Below are 242 nucleotides of genomic sequence, written 5' to 3' on the forward strand. Positions count from 1 at the left end.
AAAGGTAGGCACACCGATCCTCAAGTGGACCATTTACTCTTTGCCTTAATGGGGAACGGAGATTTCGCTAACCGATTGACGTAAGGACTCTGCGCTTCTCCTTGCCTGAGCCAGGGTGCAACTGGGGAGCAGCACGCCAAACTCGTCGCCCCCTTGGCGCGCCACATGGTCACTACGGCGAACCTCCCAGGCAACCACCTGGGCGATGCGGCGAAACATTTCGTCGCCTAGCGAATGGCCAC

Annotated in this window: 1 protein-coding gene; it reads right to left on the reverse strand. The window is 58.3% G+C overall.

Annotated elements, in window-relative coordinates; all coding sequences use genetic code 11:
• Positions 1-45 precede the first annotated feature (45 nt).
• A partial coding sequence (locus A6R74_RS06185; RefSeq protein ID WP_240488180.1) for a diguanylate cyclase domain-containing protein occupies positions 46-242 on the reverse strand: 197 nt, incomplete at its 5' end.

Origin of the sequence: Halomonas sp. ALS9 (assembly GCF_001651035.1) — a bacterium.
Lineage (GTDB): Bacteria > Pseudomonadota > Gammaproteobacteria > Pseudomonadales > Halomonadaceae > Vreelandella.